Annotated in this window: 13 protein-coding genes; 8 read left to right on the top strand and 5 right to left on the bottom strand. The window is 56.2% G+C overall.

Annotation, left to right across the window (positions count from 1 at the left end):
• The first annotated feature begins 72 nt into the window (after positions 1–72).
• From SH573x_RS20100 to SH573x_RS20070, 7 genes are all read left to right on the top strand, one after another.
• Positions 73–2,364, top strand: a complete 2,292-nt coding sequence (locus SH573x_RS20100) for a hypothetical protein (RefSeq protein WP_479349523.1) — start codon at positions 73–75, stop codon at positions 2,362–2,364.
• Between the two features lie 653 nt (positions 2,365–3,017).
• Entirely contained in the window at positions 3,018–3,770 is a 753-nt protein-coding gene (locus SH573x_RS20095; protein WP_479349522.1) for a flagellar hook-basal body protein, read from the top strand.
• 33 nt (positions 3,771–3,803) lie between these two features.
• A complete protein-coding gene (flgG, locus tag SH573x_RS20090; RefSeq protein WP_479349521.1) occupies positions 3,804–4,607 on the top strand; it encodes a flagellar basal-body rod protein FlgG in 804 nt (267 codons plus the stop codon).
• Positions 4,608–4,613: 6 nt separating this feature from the next.
• Positions 4,614–5,795: a flagellar basal body P-ring formation chaperone FlgA gene (gene flgA / locus SH573x_RS20085; RefSeq protein ID WP_479349520.1), complete on the top strand. Its 1,182-nt coding sequence runs from the start codon at positions 4,614–4,616 to the stop codon at positions 5,793–5,795.
• Entirely contained in the window at positions 5,792–6,592 is an 801-nt protein-coding gene (locus SH573x_RS20080) for a flagellar basal body L-ring protein FlgH (protein WP_479349519.1), read from the top strand. Before flgA ends, SH573x_RS20080 begins: the two co-directional genes overlap by 4 nt.
• A gap of 81 nt (positions 6,593–6,673) precedes the next feature.
• Positions 6,674–7,777: a flagellar basal body P-ring protein FlgI gene (locus tag SH573x_RS20075; RefSeq protein WP_479349518.1), complete on the top strand. Its 1,104-nt coding sequence runs from the start codon at positions 6,674–6,676 to the stop codon at positions 7,775–7,777.
• Positions 7,778–7,975: 198 nt separating this feature from the next.
• A complete protein-coding gene (locus SH573x_RS20070) occupies positions 7,976–8,311 on the top strand; it encodes a rod-binding protein (protein ID WP_479349517.1) in 336 nt (111 codons plus the stop codon).
• Here the strand turns inward: SH573x_RS20070 and SH573x_RS20065 are convergent.
• Positions 8,308–8,745, bottom strand: a complete 438-nt coding sequence (locus tag SH573x_RS20065; RefSeq protein ID WP_479349516.1) for a hypothetical protein — start codon at positions 8,743–8,745, stop codon at positions 8,308–8,310. The two genes, SH573x_RS20070 and SH573x_RS20065, sit on opposite strands and share 4 nt — an antisense overlap.
• A gap of 163 nt (positions 8,746–8,908) precedes the next feature.
• On the opposite strand from SH573x_RS20065, the gene SH573x_RS20060 reads away from it, so the two are divergent.
• Positions 8,909–10,267, top strand: a complete 1,359-nt coding sequence (locus SH573x_RS20060) for a Gfo/Idh/MocA family protein (RefSeq protein WP_479349515.1) — start codon at positions 8,909–8,911, stop codon at positions 10,265–10,267.
• Between the two features lie 9 nt (positions 10,268–10,276).
• On the opposite strand, the gene SH573x_RS20055 is transcribed toward SH573x_RS20060, so the two are convergent.
• From SH573x_RS20055 to SH573x_RS20040, 4 genes are all read right to left on the bottom strand, one after another.
• Positions 10,277–10,777, bottom strand: coding sequence for a hypothetical protein (locus tag SH573x_RS20055; RefSeq protein ID WP_479349514.1), 501 nt, complete (start codon positions 10,775–10,777; stop codon positions 10,277–10,279).
• 27 nt (positions 10,778–10,804) lie between these two features.
• A complete protein-coding gene (locus SH573x_RS20050) occupies positions 10,805–11,611 on the bottom strand; it encodes a hypothetical protein (protein WP_479349513.1) in 807 nt (268 codons plus the stop codon).
• 22 nt (positions 11,612–11,633) lie between these two features.
• Positions 11,634–12,557, bottom strand: a complete 924-nt coding sequence (locus SH573x_RS20045) for a DUF1559 family PulG-like putative transporter (RefSeq protein WP_479349512.1) — start codon at positions 12,555–12,557, stop codon at positions 11,634–11,636.
• 254 nt (positions 12,558–12,811) lie between these two features.
• Positions 12,812–14,248, bottom strand: coding sequence for a 2-oxo acid dehydrogenase subunit E2 (locus tag SH573x_RS20040; RefSeq protein WP_479349511.1), 1,437 nt, complete (start codon positions 14,246–14,248; stop codon positions 12,812–12,814).
• Positions 14,249–14,311: the final 63 nt, after the last annotated feature.

The following is a 14,311-nucleotide window of genomic DNA, read 5'->3' as shown; positions in this document are numbered from 1 at the left end:
GGCACCTCCCTGCGCCCCTGTCGCTGCTTGTTCCCTCCACCACAACATCCTCCTACATCGCTGCAGCTCACCATGCTATCGTCGCGTCGTCTGATCATCGTTACTGCCACCGCTGCGCTCTTGGCTCTCGCTGCTGGGAGGACCCATGCGCAAATCAGCCTGACCCATGCGCTACCGGCCGCGATAACCTCTTCAGGCCAAACTCGCGTGTATCTGCATGGCGATAAATTCGTCGCGCCGCTGCGAGTCTGGACCAGTGTGCCGCTGAATATCAATGTCGTTGAGGTAACTCCGAATCGCGTCGCGCTGGACATTGCACCGCGGGGTGATGCTCCGGTGTTAGGTGGTTTCAATCTTGTGGTCGCCACGCCCGATGCCATCTCGGTGCCGCTACTGGTTTTGGTTGACGATCTGCCGAGTATCATCGAAGCCAGCGACAATCATGCGCCGGCTACTGCGCAGTCGATTGGTACGTCGTTGGCCATTGATGCAACTGGTGACGGCAAGCTCTTGGACTACTTTCGGTTCCACGCGGACAAGGATCAGGCGATCACCTTTGAGATCCTGGCCAGTTCGCTGGGTTCAGCTTGTGACCCAGTAGTCCGCATCTTGAGTGAAGATGGTCGCGTCGTGCGCAATATTGATGACGATGCGATTTCGCCAGAGAGCCGCTTTCGACATTCCTTCTCCCAAGCCGGTAACTACCTGTTGGAAGTGCACGACAATCGCTTCACGGCCGGTGGCCGATACCGTGTGCGTCTGGGCAACTTTCCGCTGGTGCGATTCGCTTTTCCGCCTGTCGTGCAGCGCGGCCAAAGTGCTTCACTATCGATGGCTGGTCCTGATCGTGCATTGCTTGCCACCACCGAAATCGTCGCACCCACCGACGGCCTAACTGCCTGGATGCCTGTCCCGGCTCGTTTTCAGCAAGGCGGAACACCGTCGACAGCCCTCGTCCGCTTGAGCGATCAGCTGCAATTTCAAGAGAGTGAACCCAACAATAATGCTGAGCAAGCCAATGCAGTTGGCTCGGCCCGCGGAATCAATGGTCTACTGGAGCAACCGGGCGATCATGATTTCTTCAAGCTCACTGGGGTCAAGGATCAAACATGGCGCATCGCGGCGCTGACACGCAGTTTCGGCTCGAGCACCATGCTGAAGATGACACTGCGCAACGCCGCTGGCGAAGTGGTCGGCAAGGCCGCCGTCTCTGATAGCGATGAATGGCAGTTCGATGTCAAACTGGCCGCCGACGGCGATTACATCTTAGAAGTCGAAGATCTGCTGGGGCGTGGCGGACCGGATCATGGCTATCACATTCAAGCCGGCATCGCCCAGCCGTTCACCTTGGCGCTAAAGCCTGATCCAAAAACTCGCGTTTCCTTTGCGCTGCAGCCGAACTCTGGGGCCGCGGCTTTGGACCTTCTAATCAATCGCGTGTGGAACAATGGACCCATTGAAGTCCGATTGGAACCGCAGTTGCCCGGCTTGAATATTGTTAACCCAGTGATTCCCGCCGATGCCAAAGAAGCCAAGTTGTTTGTGCTGACTGCTGAAGGCTTCAATCCGCAACTGATCGATGAAGTTCGAGTGGTTGGCAAAGCCACGCAGCCGCCCGAAGGATCGGCCGTTGCCAGTACACAAGCGTTGCAGGTGCAGCGCGCACCGCATGTGCCCTTTCCAGCTCCCTGGCAAGATGGCGCGATCGCCATGTTAGGTGTGACCGACCAGCCAGCCTTCTTTGAAGTAACCGCTCCCTCCGACCCGATCACTCTGCCTCGTCCGCAAGCCGATGGCTCGGTCAGCCTAACGATCAAACGCGTACAAGCTGAATTCAAAGAACCGGTCTTCTTGGTCAAGAGCGAAGTGCCCGAGCACTGGAGCGCAACGCATGCCCTAGACAAGGACACGCTCACGCTTGCCATTAAACATCCGACCGACGCTACCGCAGAAACCGCCACCTTGAAGTTCTGGTGGTACGGACAGTGGAACGAACGCGGGCAAGTTTTCGTATCGACCGTCAACCTTAAATTGTTCGATCCCATGAAGGTAGCCGTCGCTCCGCTAGCAGCGGTCAAGCCAGGCGAAATGACCAAGGCGATTATCGAGATAACGCGCCAAGATGGTGAGCCTCAACCTGTCACCATCAAGCTAGCCAATCTGCCCGCGGGCGTGACCGCCCCCGAGTCGATCGTGATTCCCGCAGCTGAATCGAAAATCGAAGTCGCACTGACTGTGGCCGCTGATGCAGCAGTCGGTAAAGCGAGCGGTATCGTAGTCAATGCTGCTACCAAGTTAGGCGAACAAGAAATCTCCGCCAGCTCTCCTCCGCTCGATTTGGAAATCCAACCGCCCAGCCCGTAGAGCAGCTGTCCTCAGCTGCTCGGCACCCTCTAACCAAATTCTCGACCGCCCGTTGGTCGCGGGGATGTAGAGCAGCTGTCCTCAGCTGCTCGGCACCCTCAAATCAAATTCTCTACCGCCCGTTGGTCCCGGGGATGTAGAGCAGCTGTCCACAGCTGCTCGGCACCCTCTAATCAAGTTCTCTACCGCCCGTTGGTCCCGTGGATGTAGAGCAGCTGTCCTCAGCTGCTCGGCATCCTCTAATCAAATTCTCTACCGCCCGTTGGTCGCGGGGATGTAGAGCAGCTGTCCTCAGCTGCTCGGCACCCTCTAATCAAGTTCTCTACCGCCCGTTGGTCCCGTGGATGTAGAGCAGCTGTCCTCAGCTGCTCTACACCCTCTAACCAAATTCTCTACCGCCCGTTGGTCCCGGAAGGCCGAAGGGGCGAAGGTCCTCCTGAGCCCAACACCGCTTAGAAGAATGGACATAGCAGTGTTGGGCACGCGGTCACTCGGTCGGTCGTGAATTGGTAGGCAGGTGCTGAGCGGCTGGGGACAGCCGCTCTACAGCGGAAGGTCATAAACTCACCTTGACACCAGGGGAGTGGATTTGGGAAAGCGTATAGTGCGGAACAAGTGGCAGGGGGTGCGCCGACGCAGGATGAATTCAACACATGGCTTACGGGCTATATTTATCAGCCGCGGGTGCCAACGCGCAAAATCACCGACTGGAAGTACTCAGTCATAACTTGGCCAACGTCAATACGCCGGGCTTCAAGCCTCATTTGGCGGTCGTCAAAAGTCGTCATGCGGAAGCGGTCGATCGGGGCGACGTGCCCGAGATGTCCGGCGGTGTCGACAATCTGGGCGGGGCCGTAACCGTCAGTCCCTCACTGACGCAATTCTCACAAGGCCCAATTCGCACCACTGGTGGCCGTACCGACTTTGCGATCAACGACGAGTCGAGCTTCTTTGTAGTGCAGCGTGGCGATCAACAATTACTAACACGCGCAGGCAATTTTCACTTCGATAGTGGCGGCAAGCTGGTGACGCCTATTGGCGAAACGGTTCTTTCGGAAAACGGCGGGCCGATCACGATCGATCCACTAGCTCCCTTTGAAGTAATGGATGATGGCGCGGTTTACCAGGCCGGCCAGCGGCAATCGCTGATGCTGGCGCGACCACGCGAACAAGGGGACTTGTCACGCGTGGGCGACAACTTGTTTCAATCGTTGGCTCAAGTGGTGCCGGTACCAGCTACCGAACGATCCGTGGTGGGCGGTGCCATCGAAGAGTCGGCTGTGAAACCCACTGCGGCCATGATGGAATTGATCGAAGCTTCGCGCGTCTACGAAGCCAACGTGAAAATGATTCAAACTCAAGATCAAACCCTCGGTTCGCTCATTAGCCGCGTACTGAGTGAATAAATCTATGCCACATACTTCACGGAAGAATGAACGATGAGCATACAAACGATGTACACCGCTGCCACTGGCATGGATGCCATGCAGACCAAGTTGGATGTGGTGGCCAATAACCTGGCCAACATCAATACCACAGCCTTCAAGCGCGATCGGGCCAACTTCGAAGACTTGCTGTATCGCAATGAAGTCTATCCCGGGATGCTCGATGCCGGACAAAATCCAACTCCGACGGGTACTCAAGTCGGCTTAGGCTCGCGACTTCAGAGTACGCAGAAGGACTATCGCCAAGGCGCCGTTCAAGCCACCGGCCGCGATCTGGATATCGCCATCGAAGGCCCCGGCTTCTTGCAAGTGATCGATCCGCAAAGTCAGCAAACGATGTTCACTCGATCCGGCAACCTGGATGTCAACGCCAATGGCAACCTGGTCATTGGTTCGGCGCAGACTGGCCGTTTGCTCGAACCGCCTATACAGATTCCGCAAGATGCCACGGCGATCGTCATCAGTCCCAATGGCCAGGTGCAAGTTCGTCAGGTCGGCAATACGCAGCTCCAGCAAGTCGGCCAATTGCAAATGGCACAATTCATTAATCCGGATGGATTGCTGAAGGTTGGAGAAAATATGTATGTGCAAACTGATGCCAGCAACCAGGCGATTGCAGGTGATCCCGGGACCAACGGCATGGGCTTGCTGCGTCAGGGTTCGCTAGAGGCCTCAAACGTTGAGCCGGTGCAAGAGTTGATCGACTTGATCACGACTCAACGTGGTTTCGAATTGAATTCCCAAGCCGTTCAAGCCGGCGATCAGTTGCTGCAGCTAGTAGCGAATTTGCGTAGGTAGTGATTCATGATCGAACTACAACAATCAAGAGTCTATCGAAACGTTAGCCTGGTATCGCTGCAGGCGATTGTCTGCGCATGCCTGGTCATCGTACAGCTCGGTATCTCTGGGTTGCAAGCCGATGATAGGCTACTTAATCGTCGCTCTTCTCAGGTAGGCATGGGCTCTGGTCAGACTACTACAACGCTGCGCAGCGCCAATTTACTTGAGCTTCGTTTCCGTGCAGCGCCGCGCACCGACAGTTCAGTCGTCAAGCTGGGCGATCTGGTCGAAGTCGTCTCGTGGGGCGCTCACGCTAAAGAAGACATTCTGCAATTACCACTTGCACCGGCGCCTAAACTGGGTGCCAGTCAGGACTGGACATCCAAAGATCTCTTGCATCACTTGCAATTGCGTGGCATGGCTGCGCACCAAATACGCTGGCAAGGTCCCGAGACGACACGCTTGGTGCGCACACAAGCTGCTCCACCACCACCGGATCGTACTAAACTTACGCCAGCCTTCGTCCAGGATCGTACGATATCGCAAGCTCAGTCCAACGTCGTCCAAGCCACGCGCGAGTACTTGTGGTTGAAAACCGGTGAACGCACGGACTGGCGCGTCACGGTCAACGTGCCTACGGAATATGCCGCGACATTGTCCGGCCGACGAAACATTTTGGCCATTGATGGCGGGGAAGAACCTTGGACGGGCGACCAGGTCATGACCTACGTCATCAAACATCAAGGCGAAGAGATTGAACTGGAACTGGACCTGCAAATCGATCTTCCACCCACGGTCGTCGTCGCGGTTCATTCCTTGCGGCGCGACGAAGTTGTTGAAGAAGACGATGTGGCTTTGGCTGCGCTCAGTCAACGTAACAGCGATCAACTGGGTGAGTACTTTGAATCGCTGGACCAGGTAGTCGGCAAACAACTGCGTCGCAGTATATCGACTGGTCAGCCGATCGGCCGCGCGACGATCGGTGAACCGATCGTCATCAGCAATGGTGAATTCATTGACGTAGAGTCTGTGTCGGGCGCCATATCGGTCACGACGGCCGGTAAAGCCCTCTCCGGTGGCGCGATTGGTGACTTGATCAACATCGAACTGATCTCATCGAAAAAACGCTTGCAAGCTACGGTCATCGGCCCACTCCATGTCCGCATCGCCGGCGCCCCACCCATCGTACAGGAAAACAAGAAATGACCCCCACTGTCTCCTTTCGCTCCGCGAAAGGCAATATCGTCAACCTCACCAAATACACAGTCCTGCTTCTGCTCACATCTGCGTTAGCGCCCACGCAGCTAGCTCAAGCCCAGAACAGCAGTCTGCTCTCAGGACCGCTAACGGAAGTTGTGCCGGCGGTCGCTTTTAGTCGGCCGCAGGGCGCAGTAGCTCCGGCAGCTCCCGAGGCTGGCGCGCTCATTGTGCCGGCCCCACCTACATCGCCGCAGTTGGCAGCAGCCAGTTGGACATATGCGCCGGCTCCGACTCCACGCGTGTTGCGTATTCACGACGTCATCAGCATACGCGTTGACGAAATTGCCCGCATGGCAGCTGAGGGTCGCGCCACGCAGCGCAAGAACGCGCTTTACGATGCGGTCTTGAAGGAGTGGCTGGAATTGGACGGCTTCGGCGTACGCAAAGCACCTCAAACGGCCGGCGATCCACAAGTCAATGGACAGCTGAACCAACAGTACCGGGCCACCAGCGATCTGCAGACTCGCGAGACTCTCGCGTTCAACATCGCTGCCGAGATCGCGGATATTCGACCCAACGGTACCATCGTACTGGAGGCTCACAAGTCGATCACCGTCAATGACAATCGCTGGGAGATCTCGTTGTCAGGCATGTGTCAGGTGCGAGATATTACGCCTGACAACCAGATACTCAGCAAGGACATCATCGACCTCAAGATCGACAAACGCGAAAGTGGACAAACTCGCGACGGCTACCGCCGCGGTTGGTTCACCGAATGGTTCTCGCGCTTGCAACCGTTTTAAAGCAACCGCGCGGATACTCCAATTACTTGCCAACGAAATCTATCTCGTCTAACACAAAGCACGGCTACCATGCGTTGTTTTATGAAACTTGCCATCCTCACGCTCTTGGCGTGCAGCCATGTGTTTAGCGCAACTTCAAATGTCGAAGCGGCTGAGAATCAGCTGCGGTTAGCGGATATCTGTCGGCTAAAGGGGCAGGAAGAAAATACCCTGCAAGGTCTGGGGTTGGTCGTCGGCCTGAAAGGGACCGGAGATGATTCCAAGCCGACAGCGCGTGCACTGGCGCGCATGATGCAATTGATGGGTGGACAAATCAGTAACGATGCCAATGGACAAGCGATCGCTGCGGAAGTTGAAAAAGCGGGTAACGTGGCTATTGTCATCGTTACCGCGACAGTGCCACCGCAAGGCGTGCAGCAGGGGGACAAGCTTGATTGCACCGTTAGCGCTATCAGTGCAAAAAGCTTGGAAGGCGGCACATTGATGTCGACACCCATGTTGGGACCAAGAGCCGATCGACCAACGGTGTACGCTCTGGCTCAAGGCCGCTTGACCGTGCCCGACGCGCGAACGCCCACCTCGGCTTCCTTGTACCGTGGCTGCAAGATGGAAGCTACGATTGCCAACAAGTTTGTGAGCAACGACAAAGTTACGCTCGTTCTCGACAAAGACGTCAGTCGCTTCAATGCCGCTCAATATGTCGAGGACTTGATCAACCAGCTCAACAGCAGTGGTTTGTCGGCTGGAGGTAATCAATCGCCTTCATCGGGTTCTAACTATCAAGCGCTGGCCCGCGCGATCGATCCCGTGCACATCGAAGTGACCATTCCGAGCTACTACCGTGATCGACCGGTCGCGTTTGTATCGCTGCTGCTAGACACACCACTGCCGAATATGCCGAATGCGAAGCGGGTGGTCATCAACGAACGGGAAGGCGTGATCATCATCGGCGAAGACGTCTTAATGGCGCCGGTTGCAATTACGCATAAGAATCTATCCATCGAAGCTCGCGCAGGTCAGACGGGTTTTGTAGGGTTTGATCCAGAGAATCCACAACCGCGTCCCAAATTGAAAAGCTTGGTTGATGCACTTAATTCCCTCAGTGTGCCGTCAGACGATGTGATTTCGATCATCAAAGCCCTCAAGCAAAAGGGCGACCTGTACGGCGAAGTTGTGATCCAATGAGAGCGTACAGCTCTTTAGTCAATTGATTGAAGAGCTTTATGTCACCTCCCCCGGCGAAGCTGGGGGAGGTCGCAGACGAGGCGTTGAGCCGAAGTCTGCGGGAGGGGGCCCGTTACCGAAGCGAAAGTGTTTCGCAGCGAAGTGCACCACCTTACTCCTTACTCCTTACTCCTTACTCCTTACTCCTTACTCCTTACTATGCAAATCCCAACGACCTCCGGTTTTGATGCCACAAACAGTGCTTCCAGCGATCGCTTGCACTCGTTAGGTGAGCGTATGCTGAATAAGGATCAGCAGCATGCTGAATTGAAAGAGAAGTTCCAGGAGTTCGTCGGTCAGACCTTCTTTGCCGAAATGATCAAGTCGTTGCGCACCAGCCAAGAAGGTGCAGCTTACTTCAATGGCGGTCGAGCTGAAGAGATTTTTCAGGGACAATTCGACCAGATGATGTCCGAACACTTGAGCAAATCATCTGCGGCCAGTATCTCCGATCCGATGTTCGAACTGTTCCAACTGGGTCGGGCCAGCGGTTAGCTGTTGAGCGTTTCGCGGCCAGCTGCGGCGATTCGAGCCGCATCGGCAGTGTACGCTTCGACTTCGAATGGATTATCCAAGTAGGCATCGCGACCGCGCAGCCACATCCATGCGCTGGAACCCAAGTAGGCGGGGCCCATCAGCACTCCCCAGCGCTCGAACTGACGCACGTGCACTCGCTCGTGATCGGCACATGCATCCAGCCCATCGACTGATTGGCCTATGATCACATGGCCGAGCGTAATGCCTTGGGTACGCGCCCCTAGAGGCGAATGCCTGACGATCCACCGCGTGCCTCCGCCGAAGAATTCAAAGGCTCCATCGCGAAATCGACCACCACCGCCGGTGCATAATCCAATCAAGCCAATCGCCATGCCGAGCAGACTATAGGGTGCCGCCCAGGCAATCGCCAGCAGTTTCAACGTTGGTTGCATTATTGGCTTTGTCTCCTTTTGCTCCGCAAAAGGTAACTACCGTTGGCGGAGTGTGCTAGATTGTCTCGTTTTACTCGGCAAAAGTCGGTTACCTTTCGCGGAGCGAAAGGAGACAATGTCTTTCGCTGAGCCAGACATGCACTAATCATTAACGAGGTTCGCCATGAGTCAACCCACTACTCAGATCTCACGACGCAAGTTCGGTTTGATTTCCGCTGGGGCTGTGGCCGGTGCGGCTACTGTTGGTTGGCCTCGGCAGTCGCTGGCGCGGGCCAAGACCTTGCGGGTGGCTTTCATTGGCGTTGGCGGTCGCGGGGGGGCGAACCTCAGCACGATTGCTCAGCAACCGGACGTCGAAGTCGTGGCGCTGTGCGATGTCGATTCAAGACATTTGAACATCGCTCAAAAGGCTCATCCTTCGGCCAAAACCTTTCAAGATTTTCGGCGGATGTATGACGAACTGCGGGACTATGATGCAGTGGTGGTTAGCACCACCGAGCATACGCATGCTTATGCAACGCTGCCGGCGCTAAAGCGTGGCAAACATGTCTACTGCGAAAAGCCGTTGACTCAAAACGTGGCCGAAGCACGCTTGATCACCCAAGCTGCTGCCAAGGCGGGTGTCGCTACCCAGATGGGCACGCAGATTCATTCTGAACCCAACTACCATCGCGTGGTTGAACTTATTCAAAGCGGCGCGATCGGCAAGGTCAGCGAAGCTCACGTGTGGGTTGGTCGCGCTTGGGGACTGCAAAGTCAAGCCGATGCGCAAGCCAACAATGACATCGTGTACGTAACTGAGCGGCCCCAAGAATCGCAGATGCCACCGGCGTTTCTGGACTGGGACCTTTGGTTGGGGCCTGCACCACAACGACCCTACCATGAAGTGTATTTTCCAGGTCCCAAATGGTATCGCTGGTGGGATTTCGGAAATGGCACTATGTCCGACCTGGGTAGCCACTGGGTGGACTTGCCGTTCTGGGCCTTGAAGTTGGATCACCCGCTATCGATCGAAGCTCAGGGTGACAAGCCGCATCCTGAGATTGCTCCCGCATCGATGACCGCTGCATACCAGTACGGTCCGCGCGGCGACTTGCCCGCTTGCCAGGTTACCTGGTACCAAGGTTCTCACAAACCGCCGCAATGGCTGAACAAACAAATTCCACAGTGGAACAGCGGCGTACTGTTTGTGGGCGACAAGGGCATGCTACTGAGCGACTACGGTCAGCACGTGTTATTGCCCGAAGAGCAATTCAAGGATTTTAAGAGACCTGACCCCTTTATTCCGGATTCGCCGGGGCAACAGGCGGAATGGGTGCGAGCTTGCCAAACGGGATCCGCAACGGCCAGTCCGTTTAGCTATGCTGGACCACTTACCGAAGCCAATCATCTGGGCAACGTGGCGTTCAGGGCAGGTGGCACGATTCTGTGGGACGCGGCCGCTATGCGCATCACCAACAATGAAGCAGCCAATCAGTTCTTGTCGCGACAACCCAGACCAGGCTGGCAACTGGAGAGTTGAAGTGACAGATCAGCAGCCCGGTTTAGGCTCGGCCATTTCGTCGGGACGATCTAACTGCGAAGCCACTTCGGCCAACTGCTCAGCGGGCAGTTCATGGTTGCCGTGATTGTCATGATGATGCACCGGTGGCGGTTCAGGTGCATCGAGATCAACAACCAGGTCGTCGGGCTCCAGCAAATCCTCCGGGAAGTTTGAGGGCGTGATCGGTTCGACGATGCACTGGTCTTGCCAGCCCAAAGCCACCAGGTCTTGAATCGTAGCCCAATGGGCCTGAGGTCCAAAGAGCGGTTGATGACAGACGGGACAGGCTGGTATGTCGGCATCGGGATATTGATGAGGCGAATGCACATCGGGTTCCAGCCACAGCGTTTCGCAATCATCACACAAGATATAGCCATGCAAACTGGGATTCTGAACGCTGCCGTTACAGGCGCGAACTCTGCGCAGCCCGCACTGACATATCGGGCAATTGCCTACGTAAATCCAAGCTTCCGAAGGTTGTGCTGTCATGCAAAAATACTTTACATATAAAGTAATTTAGAATGGAAAGGCAGTGATGAAGCGGTTGCCGTCAACCACCAGGCGCAAGCGTTTGGCCGCTGGGTGTCCATCGCGTTTGCCGTCGCGTCCACCGATGTAGCCGATCGGCTGAGTGAACGGTACTTCATAAACGGTCCTGCCATCTTCTTCTTGTTTGCGGACACCCTTGGCACCTCGCTTGCCACGCGCGTAGGCGTCGTCGATCCATTTGAGGACTTGCGGCATATCGCCATCGAATACCCCATGTTTACCCGGTCGATTGGGCTGGTCTTTCAAATGGCGTTCCAAGTGCTGCAAGCGATGGCCTTCTTCGCTACCTGGATTGTATTGCAAGCCTTCCGGCGAGACATAGCGCTCACGCCCGGTTTCCTTGAGCAAGCCGTGAAGCAGCTCGGAAGAGTTATCGCTGGCAGGCTGTTTGGCAGTCGTTTCGCTGGTGGACTTCGAAGACGGTTTTTTTGTTTCGGTGTCGGCTTTTTTGGGCTTGGCGGACGAAGTTGTGTCCGAGCGCGGTGCCGATGGTTTGGTGGCCTCCGCAGCCGCGGTCGGCTGAGTATCCGCTGCAGATGGCGATGATGATTCGTCAGCTGATGATCTGCTGGAGGATGGCGCTGCTTTCTTTTCAGCGAGCTTGGGCTTGGGCTCGGGCTCGCCCAGTAGACTGGCCAGTGATGGCAACTGCAAACCCAAGCGACTGTTCAAGATGGGCTGGGCAAACCAGTAGCTGACCAGCAGTACCAACAATCCTATGGCCCAGCTAACTGGGATTTGGCGAAGCATTTGCTGCGTTGATGCGCGACTCATGGACTACCTCGGGCGGTGCGGACTATTGATCATTCAGTGAGACAACTTCGCTGCCGGCTCTGGTGCCCAGTGCGCTATAGATGGTTCGATCGACCGACGATGTCAAGAACGAAACGTGACCATCCGCAAATGCAACTTGAACTCCGCCGACGTGGCGACTGGCCAGGCATAACTCTTTTTCATCTACCTGGATCAAGGGATCGGCAAAGTTGTTCATAGCCACCGCGGTCGATCCAGTGCATTCGCTGGTCTCATGAAACCACTGCATACCGACATCCAGCATATCGGCTGTACCGATGTACCAGTGATCGATCAGTTGTCCACTACCGGAGCCGTCAGTGCCCAAGACTCGCCCTTCGAACAAACATTCCCCAACCAACAGAGTATTGGAAGTACCATCCAGGATGCTGGCCATCCGCGTGGCTGAGTTGATGTACATCATTCCGTCTTGTTGCAGCCGCCCAATATTGTCGTTGTCCGGCCCCCAATCGCGCGTGGCCGTGCCACTACCGATCGCCAGGTAGTTGCATGGCACACGGTTATCAACTCCTTGCACCGTGACATGTTCCGGCGAGTTGCTGCTGGGGCAACGAAACACTGGCAAGTATCGCGAGCAGGCCTGGCCGTTGGGCGTGTTCCCGTCGTTAAAAGGCAAGCTGAAATTGAGCGTGCCAAAGAGCGGCTCTTGCTCCAAGTGCGGCAAGATCATCGCGGTCCACATCGATCGATTGGGATACACGACCGATGAGGGGAATCGCTTGAGCGCATCATGGTATTGATGCAGGGCCAATCCAAGTTGATGCAGGTTGTTGGCGCATTGTATGCGCCGAGCCGCTTCGCGAGCAGCTTGCACTGCAGGCAGGATGAGCCCTACTAAGATGCCGATGATCGCGATAACTACCAGCAGTTCGACGAGAGTAAACCCGCGCGTAATTCGACGGCCCATAGCGCACCAGTGGTCGGGGTGGTGAATTGCACTGGCGTAGATTGTACTCTACAAATGCGCCATACGCTCGCACCGCGTAGCATAAGCCGTCAAGGCTTTCGTCTTGTGACCCGTAGCGGAAGCCGACAAGGCTTTCGTCTTCTAACCGATATGCTCACGAAATGCTTGACGCATTCCGCTACCTCTAACACGAAATGCTTGACGCATTCCGCTACCGCTCACACGAAATGCTTGACGCATTCCGCTACGCTAACTTAATTGATAGCCAGCAACAATCGGCTGGGGGCTTCCAAGTAAGCGATCAATTCATTCAGGAAGCGAGCCGCGGTGCCGCCGTCGACCAGACGGTGATCGTACGACAGGCTCAGTGGCATCATCAAGCGTGGCTTGATCGAGTCATCTTCCATTACGACCGGCAGCTTGCGTGTGCGGCCGACGAGCAAGATGGCCACTTCTGGCACATTCACGATCGGCGTGCTGTAGGTGCCGCCGATCGCGCCCAGGTTGCTGATCGTGAAAGTGCCGCCGCGCAATTCATTGACGCCAAATTCGCCATTGCGAACGCGCGAAGCCAGATCGGCCAGAGCCTTAGCAATGTCGGGGATACTCAATTGATCCGCGTTGCGAATATTAGGGACCACCAGGCCGCGGTCGGTGTCGATCGCAATGCCGATGTTGACATAGTCTTTGTAGATGACTTGTTCGTTTTCCAAATCCAGTTCGGCGTTGACAGCTGGGTGATGACGCAGCGCGGTAGCTACGGCTTTGATCAAGAAAGGCATCGTAGTTAGCTTGATGCCTTGAGCTGCATAATCGTCTTTGCTGGACGATCGGAATAGCTCTAGATCGGTAACATCCGCATCATCAAAGTTGGTTACGCGAGGCACATTGCTCCAGGATTTATGCATCTGGGCGGCAATCGTCTTGCGAATCTTGCTCATGCGTTCGATGCGTACCGGACCGTATTCGTTCTGGGCTTCTGGACTGCCGGTGGTCAGTGCGCGACTGCCGGAGCTTTGATTGGGCGCGGCGGTAACCAATTGCCCAGCCCGTTGGGCCGATGATTCGCGGACGCTGCGCAGCACATCTTCGCGCGTAATGCGGCCACCTTCGCCGGTACCGCTTACCTGGCTCAGCTCAATACCAACTTCGCGGGCCAGTCGCCGAATGGCTGGGCCGGCAGCAATTTCGCTAGCCGAGTCGGCCAAGGCAGCCGTCGCTAATGGCGTAGCTGGTTCTACTTGGCGCTGCACGACGGGCGGAGGAGTGGGCGCGGTTGGCTTGGGTGGTTCAGCTGGTGGCGGAGCAGGAGCGGCTGCAGCTGCAGGTGGTGCGGGCTGCGGCGCCGCAGCTTTTGGTGCCGCCGCAGGTTGGGCTGGAGCGGCTGCGGGCGCTTGAGCAGGCGCAGGCGCTTGAGCTGATGCTGCTGCCTTAGAGGGAGCGGCGGCCGAGTTGCTGGCTTCCATCGTGACGATGACGCTGCCGACTTCCACCGTGTCGCCAGCTTTAACACTGATCGACACAATCTTGCCACTGGACGGGCTGGGCACGGTCACCGTGGCTTTGTCGGTTTCCAGTTCCATCAGGCCGGAGCCTTGTTTGACACTGTCCCCTTCCTTTACCAGGATCTCCAGCACGTCGCCGGATGTTACACCTTCGCCCAAGGATGGTAGTTTGATTTCTGTGGCCATAGTCACTTATCGGGTTTCAGGATCTGTCGACAGGGTAAGTGTTAAACAACCTGCGCGCTCGCG

It is taken from the genome of Rania fehmarnensis, from assembly GCF_056494185.1.
This window is presented reverse-complemented; position numbering and strand designations above follow the sequence as displayed.